Source organism: Stutzerimonas sp. KH-1 (assembly GCF_054483855.1).
The window spans coordinates 3,540,065-3,556,421 of sequence record NZ_CM137011.1; the positions used below are offsets into that span (position 1 = coordinate 3,540,065).

Below are 16,357 nucleotides of genomic sequence, written 5' to 3' on the forward strand. Positions count from 1 at the left end.
GGGAAGTGGCCGTACGGGGTCGGCCTCAGCGTTGTCGTGCACGTGCCTGGCAGGCTTCGGCGAAGCCCTGGAACAGCGCCAGATAGTGCGGGTGCGAGTGGACCTGCCATTCCGGATGCCATTGCACGCCGAGGGCGAAGTTCGGCGCGGCTTCCACGGAAAATGCCTCAATCAGCCCGTCGGGGGCCAGCGCCTCGATGCGCAGGCCGGCGCCGAGGCGCTCGACACCCTGTCCGTGTACCGAATTGACCTGTATCTGCGCCGGCAGGCCGAGGCGCTCGAGCAGCCCGCCCGGCTGCACATGCAAGGCATGGCTGAGACCATACTGCACATCCAGCGGATCCTCGGGACGCTCGCGATGATCCTGATAGGGGCCGGCTTCGTGCACTTTCTGGTGCAGGGTGCCACCAAAGGCCACGTTCATTTCCTGAAAGCCCCGGCAGATGCCGAACACCGGAATGCCGGCCTCGACCGCCGCGCGGATCAGCGGCAGGGTGAGGCGGTCGCGAAACGGATCATGATGAGTGCCCGGCTCACTCTCTGGCCCACCATAGTGATGCGGCTCGACGTTGGACGGCGAGCCGGTGAACAGCAGGCCATCGAAGTTTTCCAGCAGGGTCGCGGGATCGATCAGCTCGTCCAGTGCCGGGATCACCAGCGGCAGTCCAGCGATCGCCGCGGCACGCAGGTACTTGTCGCCGGCTATATGAAAGCTGTGGTGGCCGAGCTGCTTGGTGCAGGCCGATACGCCGATCAGAGGCTTGCGCGACATGGGATACTCGTCGTTCGAATGGGGCATACCGGAGAGTAGTCTTGTTCATTTTTATAGACAATAGCCCGAACTTCGGCCACGTGCGCTGCGCTCGTCACAGCGCAAGGATGCCCCAAAAAAGGCCCAGCATGGGCACTCATGGGGCGCCGGCCGGCTACTATTGACAGTGATCAGGCTTTTCGATTGACTCCCAGACAAGCATCTGATGATTGAAATTTTTAACAATTAAGGTAATTCATCATGGCCCCGCCGCGTGCCGTTCAGCTCAACGAAGCTAACGCATTTCTCAAGGAACACCCGGAGGTGCAGTACGTCGATCTGCTGATCACCGACATGAATGGAGTCGTGCGCGGCAAGCGCATCGAGCGCGCCAGCCTGCACAAGGTCTACGAAAAGGGCATCAACCTCCCCGCTTCGCTGTTCGCCCTCGACATCAACGGCATCACCGTGGAAAGCACCGGTCTGGGCATGGACATCGGCGACTCCGACCGCACCTGCTTCCCGATTCCCAACACGCTGTGCAAGGAACCCTGGCAGAAGCGCCCCACCGCGCAGCTGCTGATGACCATGCACGAGCGTGACGGCGACCCCTTCTTCGCCGACCCGCGCGAGGTGCTGCGCCAGGTGGTGAGCAAGTTCGACGAACTGGGCCTGACCATCTGCGCCGCGTTCGAACTGGAGTTCTATCTGATCGATCAGGAGAACATCAACGGCCGGCCACAACCGCCGCGCTCACCGATTTCCGGCAAGCGCCCGCACTCGACCCAGGTCTACCTGATCGACGATCTCGACGAGTACGTCGACTGCCTGCAGGACATCCTCGAAGGCGCCAAGGAGCAGGGCATCCCGGCCGACGCCATCGTCAAGGAAAGCGCCCCGGCGCAGTTCGAGGTCAACCTGCATCACGTCGCCGACCCGATCAAGGCCTGCGACTATGCGGTGCTGCTCAAGCGGCTGATCAAGAACATCGCCTACGACCACGAGATGGACACCACCTTCATGGCCAAGCCCTATCCGGGCCAGGCCGGCAACGGTCTGCATGTGCACATCTCGCTGCTCGACAAGAATGGCAACAACATCTTCGCCACCGAGAACCCGCTGGACAGTCAACCGCTGCGCCACGCCATCGGCGGCCTGCAGCAGACCATGGCCGCCTCGATGGCCTTCCTCTGCCCGAACGTGAACTCCTATCGCCGCTTCGGTGCGCAGTTCTACGTGCCGAATGCGCCGTGCTGGGGCATGGACAACCGCACCGTGGCGCTACGCGTGCCGACCGACAGCCCGGACGCGGTACGCATCGAACATCGGGTCGCCGGTGCCGACGCCAACCCCTACCTGCTGCTTGCCGGCATCCTCGCCGGGGTGCACCACGGCCTGACCAACAAGATCGAGCCGGATGACCCCATCGAGGGCAACTCCTATGAGCAGGTCGAGCAGAGCCTGCCGACCAACCTGCGCGACGCCCTGCGCGAGCTGGACGACAGCGAGATCATGGCGCGCTACATCAGCCCCGATTACATCGACATCTTCGTCGCGTGCAAGGAGAGCGAGCTGGCCGAGTTCGAGCATTCGATCTCGGACCTCGAGTACAACTGGTACCTGCATACCGTCTAGCCGCGGGCCCGTGTGCTGCGGGGCGACCGCCACGGCGGTTTGCATCCGCCGCCGGGCTGGCATCAAATAGGCCGATGACCAAGCCCAGCCCCGCGACCACCAGTCGCCGCCCACGCGCCAGCAGCCAGGCGCGCATTCGCCAGATCCTCGCCAGCGCCCGTGAACTGCTCGCCGGGCAAGGGGCCGCGACGTTGTCGGTGTATGCGGTCGCCGAGCATGCGGGCATTCCGCCTTCCTCCGTCTATCACTTCTTCTCCGGCGTGCCGGCACTGCTCGCGGCGCTGACGGCGGATGTGCACGCGACCTTCAGAGCGAGTCTCGAACAGCCCATCGATCACCACAGCCTGACCAGCTGGCGCGACCTGTCGCGGCTGATCGAACAGCGCATGCTCAAGGTCTACGAGCAGGACAGCGCCGCTCGCCAGCTGATCCTGGCGCAACACGGTCTCGGTGAAGTCACCCAGACCGACCAGCGCCTGGATCTGGAACTCGGCCAGGCCATGCAGGCGGTGTTCGAGCGGCATTTCGCCCTGCCTCCGCTGCCGCAGGACATCGATGTATTCGCCCTGGCCGTGGAACTCGGCGACCGCGTCTATGCTCGATCCATACAGCTGTACGGCAGCCTGACGCCGCGCATGGCCGAGGAAGGCATGCGGGTGTTCGATGCCTATCTGGGCCTGTATCTGCCGCCGTGCCTGCCGAAGCGAGAATCGCCGATCGTTAATCGATAGATATCGACAAACGGCGTTCCTAATCGGTCGTAAACGCATTCACTGCACTATCAATCCGGATAACTATCGAATAAATTTGCGCCTTCGATAGCCGCCGCCCTTTCAACCGCAGCCGCGAGGTGCTCCATGTCCCGAGTCGTTACCGTAGCCGCCACCCAGATGGCCTGTTCCTGGGATCGCCAGGCCAACATCGCCAATGCCGACAGGCTGGTGCGCGAGGCCGCCGCCAAGGGCGCGCAGATCATCCTGATCCAGGAGCTGTTCGAGACCCCGTACTTCTGCCAGAAACCCAATCCGCAATACCTGCAGCTGGCCATACCGGTGGAACAGAACCCGGCGATCCAGCATTTCCAGAAGCTCGCCGCCGAACTGCAGGTGGTGCTGCCGATCAGCTTCTTCGAGCTGGCCGGGCGGGCACGCTTCAATTCCATCGCCATCATCGATGCCGACGGCAAGCTGCTCGGCGTCTACCGCAAGAGCCACATCCCGGACGGCCCCGGCTACCACGAGAAATACTATTTCAACCCGGGCGACACCGGCTTCAAGGTCTGGAACACCCGCTACGCCAGGATCGGCGTGGCCATCTGCTGGGACCAATGGTTCCCCGAGACCGCACGCAGCATGGCGCTGATGGGTGCCGAACTGCTGTTCTACCCGACCGCCATCGGCAGCGAGCCGCACGATGCGAGCATCACTTCCCGCGACCATTGGCAGCGCGTGCAACAGGGCCATGCCGGCGCCAACCTGATGCCGCTGATCGCCAGCAACCGCATCGGCCGCGAGGAGCAGGACGGCTACGACATCACCTTCTACGGCTCGTCGTTCATCGCCGACCAGTTCGGGGCCAAGGTCGAGGAATTGGACGAAACCAGCGAGGGCGTGCTGGTGCACCAGTTCGATCTCGACCAGCTCGAACATATCCGCAGCGCCTGGGGCGTGTTCCGTGATCGCCGGCCGAACCTGTACGGCTCGATCAAGACCCTGGACGGTGAAACGCCGTCGGAATGAACGTAGGGTGGAAAACCGCGCAGCGTTTTCCACCAGGGACGCACATGGTGGAAAAGGCCTGCGGCCGTTTTCCACCCTACCAGGATCTCAGCCATGACCACCCTCAGTTCCACGCCCCGCCAAGACGGCTACTTCATGCCCGCCGAATGGGCACCGCACAGCCAGACCTGGATGGTCTGGCCGCAGCGCCCGGACAACTGGCGGGACAACGCGGGACCGGCGCAGGCGGCGTTCACCGCCGTCGCCAAGGCGATCGCCCGTTTCGAGCCGGTGACCGTTTGCGCCAGCGCCGAGCAATACCTGGCGGCGCGCGCCGCGCTGGATGACCCGCGCATTCGCGTGGTGGAAATCAGCAGCGACGACGCCTGGGTGCGTGACACCGGACCGACCTTCGTCATCGACGACAACGGCGGTCTGCGCGGCGTCGACTGGACCTTCAACGCCTGGGGCGGCGAAGACGGCGGGCTCTACGCCGACTGGCAACGCGACGACGAGGTGGCGCGCAAGATCCTCGAGATCGAGTACTGCGATCGCTATCGCACCGAAGGTTTCGTGCTTGAGGGCGGCTCGATCCACGTCGACGGCGAAGGCACGCTGATCACCACCGAGGAATGCCTGCTCAACCGCAACCGCAACCCGCAGCTGTCCCGCGAGCAGATCGAGGCGGTGCTGCGCGAGCACCTGGCGGTCGACAGCATCATCTGGCTGCCGCACGGCCTCTACAACGACGAGACCGACGGCCACGTCGACAACTTCTGCTGCTTCGTCCGTCCGGGCGAAGTGCTGCTGGCCTGGACCGACGACGCCAACGACCCGAACTATGCACGGTGCCAGGCCGCCCTGGCGGTGTTGCAGCGCGCACGCGACGCCAAGGGCCGCGCGCTGACCGTGCACAGGATGCCGATCCCCGGCCCGCTGCATGCGTCGGCCGCCGAGTGCGCCGGTGTCGAGGCACTGGATGGCAGCCAGCCGCGCGACCCGTCGATCCGCCTGGCTGGCAGCTACGTGAACTTCCTGATCGTCAACGGCGGCATCATCGCGCCGGCCTTCGGCGATCCGCTGGATGGCGAAGCCGAGCGCATCCTCACTGAGGTATTCCCCGAGCACGAAGTGGTCATGGTCCCGGGTCGGGAGATTCTTCTGGGCGGCGGCAACATCCACTGCATCACCCAGCAGCAACCGGCGCCCTTCGTGCGCTAACGGCAGAACGGCGCGCCTGGGCCATGGCGCCAGGCAGGGAGGGTCCGATGGACTTTCTGGTCAACCTGGACGTCGACGACCTGGAGCGGGGCGTGGATTTCTACGGCTCGCTGTTCGGCCTGCAGGTCGGGCGCAGACTGGGCGGGTACGCGGTGGAACTGCTCGGCGGACCTGCGCCCATCTACCTGTTGCAAAAGAACGCCGGCAGCGCAGCGACACCAGACGGCAGCCAGCAGCGCCACTACGGGCGGCACTGGACGCCGGTGCATCTGGATTTCGTCGTCGACGATATCGAATCCGCCACGGCAAAGGCGATCGCCCAGGGTGCGCGGCTGGAACAGCCGATCACGACCGAAACCTGGGGCAGCCTGGCGTTGCTGGCCGACCCTTTCGGCCACGGCTTCTGCCTGATCCAGTTTCTCGGTCGCGGTTATGACGAGCGGTTCGACTAACGGCCGCGTCAGCCGACGATCACCTGGTTCTTGCCGAGGCGCTTGGCGGTGTACATCGCCGCATCGGCGCGGGCGAATACCGCGCTTAGCTCGGGGTCGCTGGCCTTCAGGTAAGTCAGACCCAGGCTGGCGGTGACGCGGAAACGCTCGCCATTCTCGGCAGTGAACACCACCCGCTCGATCTCGCGCTGCAGGCGCTCGGCGATCTGCTCGGCCAGGTCCGGCTGGCAGCCGGGCAGCAAGGCGGCGAACTCCTCACCGCCGATACGGCCGAAAAGGTCGCTCTGGCGCAGGACCGAAGCGCCACAGCGAGCGACCTTCTGCAGCACCTGATCGCCCATCTGGTGGCCGTGGGTATCGTTGATGCGCTTGAAGTCGTCGATGTCCAGCAGCAGGAACGCCAGCGGCGAGGCGAACTGCCGGGCACGCTCGAACTCGGTTCGCGCGCACTCGAAGAAGTGCCGGCGGTTGCTGCTCTGGGTCAGTACGTCGGTGGTCGCCAGACGCTGCAGTTCGCCTTCGAGCTGCTTCTTCTCGGTGATGTCCTCGGCGATGCCGACGATGATCGGGCCGTGGCCATGCTCGGCGCGGCGGCCGAGGAAACACTTGTCGCTCAGCCAGCGCAGCTGACCGTCGCCGCGGATGATGCGGTACTCGCGGGTCTCCACTGCACCCTCATCGAGCACGGCAAGCATCGACTTCTGCGCATACTCGACATCGTCCGGGTAGATCGCGTTGCGCCACTCACCGTAGTCGGCCAGCAGCAGCGCTGGCGAGCGGCCGAAGATGCGCTCGTAGGCCGGGCTGACATAGATCATCCGCTGCGCCTGCCAGTCGAATGCCCAGAGCACCGCGTTGACGCCGCCCAGCAGCGTGCTGAACAACTGCTCTCGCTCGCCCAGACGCTCCGCCTCCGCGCGCGCGTGCATCAACGCCAGCAGCGTCTGCGCATCACTACCCGGCAGCATGCTCATTCTCGAATCACCCTGGTTGCTCGCCAGCTGCATAGCCTTCTTCCTGAAACGACCGCCACCCAGGTGGCGGTACTGCAATGTAAGAGTGCTGTTCAGAGAGCTTGCAGCAGGCAAAGTTCCGGGCGCCGCTACGCCCCGGGCTTGAGCCGATCGAAGGTCATGCCGGGACGACGGATGGCCGCAGCGAATAGGTCCGCAGATGCTCGGCGAACTCACGCAGCGACTGGATGCCGCTGGCCTCGGCTTCCTGTACCCATTGCTTGATGGCCGCCAGCATGTCGTGGCCGTTGGCACTGGTCCGCGTCCAGATCTGCTGCAGCGCCAGACGCTTCTCGTAGATCACCTTGAGCGCCTGGCTCTGCTCCAGCATGACCTCGATATGTGCCTGCTGCTCCTGCTGCAGCAGGCTCGGTTCGCGCGCCAGCAGGCGTTTGGCGCGGCGCAGCCGGTGGCGCAGCGAGGCGTCGGCGCGGGACAGCTCCTGACGAACCAGCGGCACGATCACCAGCCGGCGATACTGCGCCATGATCTGGAAGCGGTTGTTGAGGATCGCCATGGCGCTGTCCATGTCCAGATGCCGCTTGCCCTCGACGCGATGGGCGATGGGTGCGGTACGGTTGACCTTGGCCAGACCAAGCATGCTGAACAGACGGATCCAGGCCCAGCCCATGTCGAACTCCCACTTGCGCACCGAGAGCTTGGCCGAGTTCGGGTAGGTGTGGTGGTTGTTGTGCAGTTCTTCGCCACCGATGAGGATGCCCCAGGGCACGAGGTTGGTCGCCGCGTCACGGCATTCGAAGTTGCGATAACCGACCGCGTGACCGAGACCGTTGACCACGCCGGCGGCCCAGAACGGGATCCAGATCATCTGCACGGCCCACACGGTGAGGCCGAGCGCGCCGAACAGCGCCAGGTCGATCAGCAGCATCAGCACGATGCCGGTATTGGGAAAGCGCGAATAGAGGTTGCGCTCGATCCAGTCGTCCGGACAGTTCTTGCCGTAGATGCGCAGGGTCTCCTCGTTCTTCGCCTCGGCCATGTACAGCTCGGCGCCCTTGCGCACGACGGTCAGCAGCCCCTTGTGCACCGGGCTGTGGGGGTCGTCCGGGGTTTCGCATTTGGCGTGGTGCTTGCGGTGGATAGCGGTCCACTCGCGGGTGTTCATCGCCGTGGTCAGCCACAGCCAGAAACGGAAGAAGTGCTTGAGCGCCGGGTGCAACTCCAGCGAGCGGTGGGCCGAATAGCGATGCAGGTAGACCGTGACGCTGACGATGGTGACGTGAGTCAGCAGCAGCGTGGTCGCGATGAGTTGCCAGACCGAAAGGTCGAGTAAACCGGTGTGCCACATGGTAACGGGGTGCCTCATGGATAACGGTGCGCCGACGAGACCTTCGTCCGCGTACACCTTGTCAGCAGCCTAACACCCCGCCAATGCGAGTCCAGAGGCGACCTGACCGACCATCCGAAACCTGATGTCTTTTTGATCACATTCCATTTCAATCGCTACGCCTGTGCGTCGATCACGTCGGTGACCGGAAGGCCGAGCTATCGGCCCTGATGGCATAGAGCTATCATTGGTTTTTTTGCCTGGAAAGTTGCGGCTCATGCAAACGTCGTACGTCGCGCGCAGCACCACACGCGATCAGCTCGCTCAGCCATGACGAACACCGGTGTATCCCCCCGCTGGATCTTCGCGCTGGGCAGTCTGCTGCTGGTCCTGCTGTTCGGTGGCCTGGCGTTGAACGACTACCGTGCACGCGATGCCGCCTGGTTGCTCGAAGTCGACACGCATGGCGAACTGCAGAGCCTCGCACTGCAGAGCGCACAGCTGAACCAGCGACGCCAGGCCGACATGGTCGCCACCGCGCTGGCAGGCAATGCCGAGGTACTGCGCCAGGTGCGCCTGATCGACAGCGCCCTGCGCAACGGTCTGGCTCTCGATGACGCCCGTGTCGAACGGCTGCGTCAGCGGCTGCGATCGGCGCTGGCGCCGGCCTGGAGTTCGATGCAGCGGCATCAGGCCATGCAGCTGCAGGTGTTCTGGGGCGAGGCCGGGGTCACCCTGCTGCGCATGCAGCGGCCCGAGCACTTCGCCGATCCGCGCGCGGCGCAGCGGCCGATGCTGCAACGGGCCTTGCGCGACGGCATCGTCCAGACCGGGCTGGAGGTCGACGCACTCGGCGCCAGCACCCGCGCAATCATCCCCCTGCGCGCCCTGGATGGGCCGAACAGCTCGGTGATCGGCGCGCTGGAAGTCGGCTACAGCGTCTTGCCGGAACTGCCGGCGCTGAGCGACCAGCTGGCGGCGGGACTGGCGCTGGTGGTCAATCGACAGGTTCTGCAGAACGCCGGCGCGGATGTGCCCAGCGGGGTCCAGCTGGGCAAGGGCAGCGACTGGCTGCTGATCGAACACTCGGCCACGCAGATCCTGCCCTGGGCGCAACAGGGCCTGCTGCCCGAGCCGGAAAGCGGCATGGCCTTGCGCCTGCTCAAGGCCGACGGGCGCACCTTCATGCTCAACCAGATCCCGCTGCAGAGCGAGCCCCAGGGGCAGCCGCTGGCGGCGAGCCTGGTCTGGCGCGACATCAGCGCCATGCAGGAGGAGCACCTGCAGGCCGAGCAACGCCTGCTGATCAAATGGAGCCTCGCCTGGGCCATCGCCGAGGTGCTGCTGCTGATGCTGGCCGTGCTGTTGCAGCGGCGCTTCAGTGCGCAGCGGCAGCACCAGTTCGTGCAGCAGCAACAGGCGCGGCGGCGGCAGCGGCTGCTGGTGCGCGCGCAGAAGATCGCCAGTCTGCTACCGGGCCTGGTGTTTCAGCTCAAGCGCTTCGCCAGCGGTCGCTACGCCTTTCTCTATGTCAGCGAGGGCGCGCGCGAACTCTACGGCATCGACCCGCAGCGGCTGTTCGAGGACCCGTCACGAGCGCTGGCCCATGTTCATCCACAGGATCTGCCGCGTCTGAAGGCTGCCCTGCTGCGCCTGGCGATACGCTCGGGCACCGGCTCGGTCGAGTTCCGCATTCAGCATCCGCAGCGCGGCCTGATCTGGGCCGAAGGCCGCGCGACGGCCGAACGCCTGCCGGACGGCACCGTCCTGTGGCACGGCTTCGTCACCGAAATCACCGAGCTGATGGAGGCCACCCGCGCGCTGCAGAAGAGCGAAAGCCGCTTTCGCGCCATGGTCGGCAACCTGCCCGGGGTGGTCTACCGCTGCCGCAACGATGGCCGCCGCCGCATGAGCTACCTCAGCGAGGGCATCGAGCGCCTGACCGGTTATCCGGCCAGCGATTTCGTCGGCGATCGCGTGCGCAGCTACGCCAGCCTGATTCATCCGGACGATCTGCCGCTGGCGCAACAGCACGCCGAGCAGGACACCTTCGAGGGCGTCTACCGGCTGCTCAATGCCGAAGGCCGGACCGTCTACGTCCGCGAGAAGGCCCGCGTCCTGCGCGAGCGAGACGACCCGCTCGGGTGGTGCGACGGCTTCATCTGGGACGTGACCGATCAGGCCCTGGCCCGCGAAGAGATGCAGCAGCGCGAACGCTACCTGAGCATGCTGATCGACAACGTGATCGACGCCATCATCATCATCGATGCGCGCGGCATCATCGAGACCTTCAACCACGCCGCCGAGCAGATCTTCGGCTACAGCAGTGCCGAAGTGATCGGTCGCAACCTGTCGATGCTCATGCCCGAACCGGACCGCTCCGCTCATGACGGCTATCTGGAGCATTACGCCCGCCGCGGCACCTCGCGCGCACTGGAACAGAACCGCGAGCTCACCGCCCTGCGCCGCACCGGTGAGACCTTCACCATCGAGCTGCGCGTCTCGCAGATCAGCCACCACGGCGAATGCAAATTCATCGGCCTGGTCCGCGACATCACCGAACGCAAACGCATCGAGCGGATGAAGAGCGAGCTGGTGTCGATCGTCAGCCACGAACTGCGCACACCGCTGACCTCCATTTCCGGCGCGCTCGGCCTGATCGTCGGCGGCGCACTGGGTGAGACAGCGCCGAACATGCGCCAGATGCTCAGCATCGCCCATCAGAACAGCCTGCGCCTGGGCCGCCTGGTGGACGACCTGCTGGACATGGACAAACTGGTCGCCGGCAAAATGACCCTTGACCTGCGCGCCCTCGCAGTGCCCGCGCAGCTGCAGCAGGCGATCGCCGCCAACCAGGGCTACGCCGCCAAGCACGACGTCACGCTGGTTCTGCAGCAGGCGCCCGACGTACAACTGGTGGCAGACGACGACCGGTTGCAGCAGGTACTGGCCAACCTCATCTCCAATGCGGTCAAATTCTCGCCGCCGGGCGGCAGCGTCTCGCTCGGCAGCGAGTGCCGCGGCGCCTGGGTGCGAATCTGGGTGCGCGACCAGGGCCCGGGCATCGCCCCCGAATTCCACACGCGGATCTTCCAGAAATTCTCCCAGGCCGATTCCTCCGACAGCCGCCAGAAGGACGGTACCGGCCTTGGCCTGGCCATCAGCAAGGAGCTGATCGAACACATGCATGGCCGGATCGGCTTCGATTCCGAGCCGGGCGAAGGCGCCTGTTTCTGGTGCGAACTGCCGATCGCAACGGCGGTGCAAGATCAACCCTGATGCTTCCGTGAGCGCGGACGCGTACGCAATCTTCTGGAGGCACAATGGCCGAGCTCAGGCGCATCCTGCACATCGAAGACGATCCGTCGATCCAGGCGGTGACCAAACTGGCGCTGGAAGCCATCGGCGGCTACGAGGTGCTGTCCTGCTCCTCCGGTGCCCAGGCGCTGGAGGAAGTCGAAGCCTTCGCCCCCGACTTCATCCTGCTCGACGTGATGATGCCCGGCATGGACGGCCCGCAGACGCTGCTCAGGCTGCGCGAGCGAATCGATCTGGAGCGGATTCCGGTAACATTCATGACCGCCAAGGTGCAGCCGAGCGAGATCGAACACCTGCGCAAGCTCGGCGCCCGCGATGTGATCGTCAAGCCCTTCGACCCGATGCTGCTGGCCGAGCAGATTCGCAGCATCTGGCTTACTGGCCGATACTAGTCGGACTGCCCAAACCGGCGTCGTGACCTGTTGTCCGACCTGGTGTCACTCACCGAATCCGCAAGGCCCCGACGATGGAGTCACCGCAAGCAAGCCCGGCGCCGACGCCATCCACCACGCAGCCGCGGGAACTGTCGCGCCTGGCGGCGCTGCTGCGCTACGAGATCCTCGATACCCCCGAGGACAGCGCATTCGACGATTTCACCCAGCTGGCCGCGCAGCTGTGCGACGCGCCCATCGCGCTGATCTCGCTGGTCGACGACCGCCGCCAGTGGTTCAAGAGTCGCGTCGGCCTGGACGTCAGTGAAACCCCGCGAGAGATCTCGTTCTGCACCCACACCATCCTCGGCGAGGAGATCTTCGAGGTCGAGGATGCATTGCAGGATCCGCGCTTCCGCGACAATCCGCTGGTGGTCGACGGCCCGCAGATCCGCTTCTATGCCGGCACGCCGCTGACATCGCCGGACGGCTACAACCTCGGCACGCTGTGTGTCATCGATCGCCAGCCGCGGCGACTCAATCCCGAGCAGCGGGCCATTCTCGAGCGGCTCGGGCGCCAGGTGATCCGCCTCTTCGAGCAGCACCTGCTGGCCCACCGCCACGCCGAACAGGCAGCGCTGCAGCAGGCCATACTCGACAGTGCATCGAGCGCGGTGCTGGTCACTCGCAGCGACGGTGTGGTGACCAGCGTCAATCCGACTGCCGAGCGCCTGCTCGGTTACAGCGAGCAGGCGCTGCGTGGCCACCCGCTGACCGCGGCGCTGTTCCGCCCCGAGGACCTGCAACGCCGGGCGGCACTGCTGACCAGCGAGCTGCAGCTGCCGATCGAGCCTGGTTTCGGCGTGCTCACCGCGCCGCTGCACCGCGGTCGCCGCGAGATGTCGCAGTGGCGCCTGCGCCACCGCAATGGCAACACGGTGCCGGTGCTGCTGGGTGTCACCGCGATCCACGATGAGCAGGAGCAGCTGCGCGGCTATCTGGTCAACGCCTACGACCTCGCCTATCAGGAACAGCTGCAGCTACGTCTGCAGCAGATCGCCGCGCAGGTTCCGGGCATGCTCTTCCAGTTCCACTGGCGGGCCGACGGGCCATCCTGCTTCCCCTATGTCAGTGAAGGCGTCGAGCAGGTCTACGGGCTCAGCCCGGCGCAGCTGGCCAGCAGCTTCGCGCCGATCGTGGCACGGGTCCACGGCGGCGACCGCAGCGCCCTGCTCACCAGCATTCGCCGGGCGGCCAGCGAGCTGGCGGCCTGGCACAGCGAGCACCGTGTCGAGCACCCTCGCAAGGGGCTGCTCTGGGTCGAGGCGCGGGCCACCCCGCTGCGCCAGGTGGACGGCTCGGTGCTCTGGCACGGCTTCGTCAGTGACATCACCGCACGCAAGGCCGAGCAGCTGGAACTCGACAAGCAGCAGGAGATGAACCGGCGCCTGCTCGAGGCGCTGAGCGAGGCCGTGATCGCCTGCGACGCCGAGGGCAACCTCACCCTTTTCAACGAGAAGGCCAAGCAGTGGCACGGCGCCGATGCCGAGCCGGGCTCGCCGGACGAATGGGCGACACGCTACCAGTTGTACCGTGCCGACGGCGTCACGCGGCTGCAGCCCGACGAAATTCCGCTGCGCCGCGCGCTGGGTGGCGAGCACGTCGTCGACCACGAGATGGTGCTGCTGAGCGGCGACACACCGCGGCATGTGCTGTCCAACGCCGATCCGTTGTACACCTCCGATGGCCGGCCGCTGGGCGCGGTCGCCGTGCTGCACGACATCACCGAACGCAAACGCATCGAGCAGTTGCAGCGCGAATTCATTTCCACCGTCAGCCACGAGCTACGCACGCCGCTGACCTCGATCAGCGGTGCGCTGGCGTTGATCTGCTCGAATGTCATGGGCGAGGTGCCCGAGCAGATGCGCGAGCTGCTCCACATCGCCCAGCAGAACAGCTTGCGCCTAAGCGCGCTGATCGACGATCTGCTGGACATGGACAAGCTGCACGCCGGCAAGATGCGCTTCGAGCTGCTCGAACAGCCCTTGCGGCCGCAACTCGAAATGGCCCTGCAGAGCAACCGCAGCTATGCCGAACGCCATGGCGTGCAGTTGCAACTCGGCGAGTGCCCGCAGGTCCAGGTTCGGGTCGATGCCATGCGTCTGCAGCAGGTGCTGAGCAACCTGCTGTCCAACGCCGCCAAGTTCTCGCCGCCCGGCGAACACGTCGAGCTGTCGGCCCGGCTCCGTGACGGGCAGGTACGCGTCAGCGTCCGAGACCGGGGCCCGGGAATTTCCACCGATTTCCGCGAACGGGTATTTCAGAAATTCGCCCAGGCCGATTCCTCCGACAGCCGCCAGCAGGGTGGTACCGGGCTCGGGCTGGCCATCAGCAAGGAGCTGATGGAGCGCATGGGTGGCCGCATCGGTTTCGAATCCGAGTTCGGCCATGGCGCCTGCTTCTGGTTCGAACTGCCGATTGCTGACCAGGCCAAGGAGAGTCCGTGATGAAACAGCTCAAGCGCATCCTGCATGTCGAAGATGTCCCTTCGATTCAGGTGGTTACCCGCATCGCCCTGGAAAAGCTCGGCGGCTTCGAAGTGCTCAGTTGTCAGTCCGGCCAGGCCGCCCTCGAGCAGGTGCGGGACTTCGCACCGGACCTGATCCTGCTCGACGTGATGCTGCCCAACATGGACGGAATCGAGCTGGTGCGCCAGCTCGGCCAGCTGCTGGATCTGCAGCAGACGCCGGTGGTATTCCTCACCGGCCATCTGCAGCCCGAACGATCGCAGGAGTTGCGCCAGCTCGGCGTGCGCCAGGTCCTGAGCAAGCCGTTCGACCCGCTGCAACTGGCCGCTCAGTTGCAGCAGATCTGGGAGGCCGAGCATGGATGACCGGGCGCGCCAGGCGCTGCAGCAACAGCTCGCCCAGCTTGAGCAGCAGTTCGCCGAGCGACTGCAGGCCGACCTCGCCGATCTTGCCGCACAGGCGCAGGAGCTGCAGGCCAATCGCGCCACTGGCCAGCGGCGACAGGTGATGCTCGGCATCCGCGAGCGCCTGCACCGCCTGGCAGGCGCGGCGGGCACCTTTGGTTTCGCCAAGCTCGGCGAGCGCGCCAGACAGCTGGAGCAGCGCGCCGATCGCTGGCTGGAGTCAGCCAAGCCCGGCAGCCGCGCCGCGGACGCCTTCGCGCGCGCGCTGCTGCAGCTGAGCAACGAGACGCCCGGGCAGGAGCGCGAAGGCGCTGCAGAGCTGCCAGAGCACCACGAAGAGCCGGCCCCCGGCTGCCGCATCTACCTGCTCAAGCCCGACCCGGTCGCCGCCGACAACATGGCGCGGACGCTGCGCAACTTCGGCTATCTGGTCAGTCTGTCGGAGGATTTCGCAGCGTTGCAGGAGGCTGTGGCCAACGAACTGCCGGATGCGCTGATCGTCGCCGTGAAACACGACAGCGAACTCGAGGCGCTCGCAGCCCTGCAGCAGAGTCTGGAGAATCCGCTGCCGCTGCTGGTCATCCACGACCGCGCCGATTTCGCCAGTCAGCTGGCGGCGGTGCGCGCCGGGGCCCAGGGCTTCTTCACCCGCCCGCTGGACATCACCCAGTTGGAAAACAGCCTGGAGCGCTGCCTCGATCGGCAACAGGGCGAGCCCTTTCGGGTACTGATCGTCGACGACGACGCCGATCTGGCCGCGCGCTACAGCCTGGTGCTGCGCAACGCGCAGATGCAGGTCAAGACCCTCACCGAGCCGACCCGGGTGCTGGAGACCATGCACAGCTTCAATCCCGAGGTGCTGCTGCTGGACATCAACATGCCGGACTGCTCGGGGCCGGAGCTGGCGCAGATGATCCGCCTGCACGATGAATGGCTGCGGGTGACGATCATCTATCTGTCAGCCGAAACCGACTCCCACCGGCAAATGGCAGCGCTGCTCCAGGCCGGCGACGATTTCATCACCAAACCGGTCAGCGATACCGCGCTGGTGGCGGCGGTGTATTCACACGCCCAGCGCGCACGCTCGCTGAGCACCGCACTGGCACGCGACAGCCTGACCGGCCTGCTCAAGCACGCCGACATCAAAGAGCAGCTGGCGCTGGAGGTTCAACGGGCGACACGCAGCGGCAAGCCGGCCAGCGTGGTGATGCTCGATCTGGACCACTTCAAGCAGGTCAATGACAACTATGGCCACGCCGCCGGTGACAATGTGATTCGCGCTCTGGCCAACCTGCTGCGCCAGCGCCTGCGGCGCATCGACAGCCTGGGCCGCTACGGTGGCGAGGAGTTCGTCGCGGTATTGCCCGAATGTTCGGCACAGCAGGCGGGGCGAATCTTCGACGAGATACGCGAACGCTTCGCCGCCTTGAGCTTCAATGCCGGCGACAGCCATGAGTTCGGCGTCACCTTCAGCGCCGGTATCTGCGAAACCGACGGTCATGGCTCAGGCGCACTGCTCGAGCGTGCCGACCAGGCGCTCTACGCCGCCAAGCACAACGGCCGCAACCAGGTTCGGATCGCCGGCAACTGAACCGCGGCCACCGCACCGCGAACCGCTCGCAATAGCACGGGTCTCATGTCAGAGCGCTCATCCCTGC

The 16,357-nt window shown here is 65.5% G+C and carries 13 protein-coding genes; 10 read left to right on the top strand and 3 right to left on the bottom strand.

Going from position 1 to position 16,357, the window contains the following annotated elements; genetic code table 11:
* Positions 1-25: 25 nt before the first annotated feature.
* Positions 26-772: a gamma-glutamyl-gamma-aminobutyrate hydrolase family protein gene (locus ACX1DW_RS17040; protein ID WP_444815512.1), complete on the bottom strand. Its 747-nt coding sequence runs from the start codon at positions 770-772 to the stop codon at positions 26-28.
* Between the two features lie 240 nt (positions 773-1,012).
* On the opposite strand from ACX1DW_RS17040, the gene ACX1DW_RS17045 reads away from it, so the two are divergent.
* From ACX1DW_RS17045 to ACX1DW_RS17065, 5 genes are all read left to right on the top strand, one after another.
* On the top strand, positions 1,013-2,386 hold the full coding sequence (locus ACX1DW_RS17045; protein ID WP_063540311.1) for a glutamine synthetase family protein: 1,374 nt from the start codon (positions 1,013-1,015) through the stop codon (positions 2,384-2,386).
* Positions 2,387-2,460: 74 nt separating this feature from the next.
* Positions 2,461-3,117 carry a TetR/AcrR family transcriptional regulator gene (locus tag ACX1DW_RS17050; RefSeq protein ID WP_125867614.1) on the top strand — a complete coding sequence of 219 codons (657 nt, stop codon included), beginning with the start codon at positions 2,461-2,463 and terminating at the stop codon, positions 3,115-3,117.
* A gap of 126 nt (positions 3,118-3,243) precedes the next feature.
* Positions 3,244-4,125 (top strand): N-carbamoylputrescine amidase, encoded by an 882-nt coding sequence (gene aguB / locus ACX1DW_RS17055; RefSeq protein WP_458991968.1) that lies wholly within the window; start codon positions 3,244-3,246, stop codon positions 4,123-4,125.
* 93 nt (positions 4,126-4,218) lie between these two features.
* A complete protein-coding gene (gene aguA, locus ACX1DW_RS17060; RefSeq protein WP_458991969.1) occupies positions 4,219-5,325 on the top strand; it encodes an agmatine deiminase in 1,107 nt (368 codons plus the stop codon).
* A 47-nt stretch (positions 5,326-5,372) separates the two neighbouring features.
* Positions 5,373-5,777, top strand: a complete 405-nt coding sequence (locus ACX1DW_RS17065) for a VOC family protein (RefSeq protein ID WP_458991970.1) — start codon at positions 5,373-5,375, stop codon at positions 5,775-5,777.
* A gap of 8 nt (positions 5,778-5,785) precedes the next feature.
* Here ACX1DW_RS17065 and ACX1DW_RS17070 read toward each other — a convergent pair whose 3' ends face one another.
* Both ACX1DW_RS17070 and desA read right to left on the bottom strand, forming a co-directional pair.
* Entirely contained in the window at positions 5,786-6,784 is a 999-nt protein-coding gene (locus ACX1DW_RS17070; RefSeq protein WP_102839157.1) for a GGDEF domain-containing protein, read from the bottom strand.
* Positions 6,785-6,908: 124 nt separating this feature from the next.
* On the bottom strand, positions 6,909-8,099 hold the full coding sequence (gene desA, locus ACX1DW_RS17075; RefSeq protein WP_161612317.1) for a delta-9 fatty acid desaturase DesA: 1,191 nt from the start codon (positions 8,097-8,099) through the stop codon (positions 6,909-6,911).
* Between the two features lie 309 nt (positions 8,100-8,408).
* Between desA and ACX1DW_RS17080 the strand changes: the two genes are divergently transcribed.
* The 5 genes from ACX1DW_RS17080 (at position 8,409) to ACX1DW_RS17100 (ending at position 16,290) form a co-directional block, all read left to right on the top strand.
* A complete protein-coding gene (locus ACX1DW_RS17080) occupies positions 8,409-11,357 on the top strand; it encodes a PAS domain-containing sensor histidine kinase (RefSeq protein ID WP_458991971.1) in 2,949 nt (982 codons plus the stop codon).
* A gap of 44 nt (positions 11,358-11,401) precedes the next feature.
* A complete protein-coding gene (locus ACX1DW_RS17085) occupies positions 11,402-11,788 on the top strand; it encodes a response regulator (protein WP_110778587.1) in 387 nt (128 codons plus the stop codon).
* Between the two features lie 74 nt (positions 11,789-11,862).
* On the top strand, positions 11,863-14,274 hold the full coding sequence (locus ACX1DW_RS17090; protein WP_458991972.1) for a PAS domain S-box protein: 2,412 nt from the start codon (positions 11,863-11,865) through the stop codon (positions 14,272-14,274).
* Positions 14,274-14,660: a response regulator gene (locus ACX1DW_RS17095; RefSeq protein ID WP_152480596.1), complete on the top strand. Its 387-nt coding sequence runs from the start codon at positions 14,274-14,276 to the stop codon at positions 14,658-14,660. Before ACX1DW_RS17090 ends, ACX1DW_RS17095 begins: the two co-directional genes overlap by 1 nt.
* Positions 14,653-16,290 carry a diguanylate cyclase gene (locus ACX1DW_RS17100; protein ID WP_208217140.1) on the top strand — a complete coding sequence of 546 codons (1,638 nt, stop codon included), beginning with the start codon at positions 14,653-14,655 and terminating at the stop codon, positions 16,288-16,290. Before ACX1DW_RS17095 ends, ACX1DW_RS17100 begins: the two co-directional genes overlap by 8 nt.
* Positions 16,291-16,357: the final 67 nt, after the last annotated feature.

Excerpts from the sequence above, each read along its gene's own strand:
- ACX1DW_RS17040 (WP_444815512.1), bottom strand. The coding sequence starts at position 772 with ATGTCGCGCAAGCCTCTGATCGGCGTATCGGCCTGCACCAAGCAGCTC.
- ACX1DW_RS17045 (WP_063540311.1), top strand. The coding sequence starts at position 1,013 with ATGGCCCCGCCGCGTGCCGTTCAGCTCAACGAAGCTAACGCATTTCTC.
- ACX1DW_RS17050 (WP_125867614.1), top strand. The coding sequence starts at position 2,461 with ATGACCAAGCCCAGCCCCGCGACCACCAGTCGCCGCCCACGCGCCAGC.
- aguB (WP_458991968.1), top strand. The coding sequence starts at position 3,244 with ATGTCCCGAGTCGTTACCGTAGCCGCCACCCAGATGGCCTGTTCCTGG.
- aguA (WP_458991969.1), top strand. The coding sequence starts at position 4,219 with ATGACCACCCTCAGTTCCACGCCCCGCCAAGACGGCTACTTCATGCCC.
- ACX1DW_RS17065 (WP_458991970.1), top strand. The coding sequence starts at position 5,373 with ATGGACTTTCTGGTCAACCTGGACGTCGACGACCTGGAGCGGGGCGTG.
- ACX1DW_RS17070 (WP_102839157.1), bottom strand. The coding sequence starts at position 6,784 with ATGCAGCTGGCGAGCAACCAGGGTGATTCGAGAATGAGCATGCTGCCG.
- desA (WP_161612317.1), bottom strand. The coding sequence starts at position 8,099 with ATGTGGCACACCGGTTTACTCGACCTTTCGGTCTGGCAACTCATCGCG.
- ACX1DW_RS17080 (WP_458991971.1), top strand. The coding sequence starts at position 8,409 with ATGACGAACACCGGTGTATCCCCCCGCTGGATCTTCGCGCTGGGCAGT.
- ACX1DW_RS17085 (WP_110778587.1), top strand. The coding sequence starts at position 11,402 with ATGGCCGAGCTCAGGCGCATCCTGCACATCGAAGACGATCCGTCGATC.
- ACX1DW_RS17090 (WP_458991972.1), top strand. The coding sequence starts at position 11,863 with ATGGAGTCACCGCAAGCAAGCCCGGCGCCGACGCCATCCACCACGCAG.
- ACX1DW_RS17095 (WP_152480596.1), top strand. The coding sequence starts at position 14,274 with ATGAAACAGCTCAAGCGCATCCTGCATGTCGAAGATGTCCCTTCGATT.
- ACX1DW_RS17100 (WP_208217140.1), top strand. The coding sequence starts at position 14,653 with ATGGATGACCGGGCGCGCCAGGCGCTGCAGCAACAGCTCGCCCAGCTT.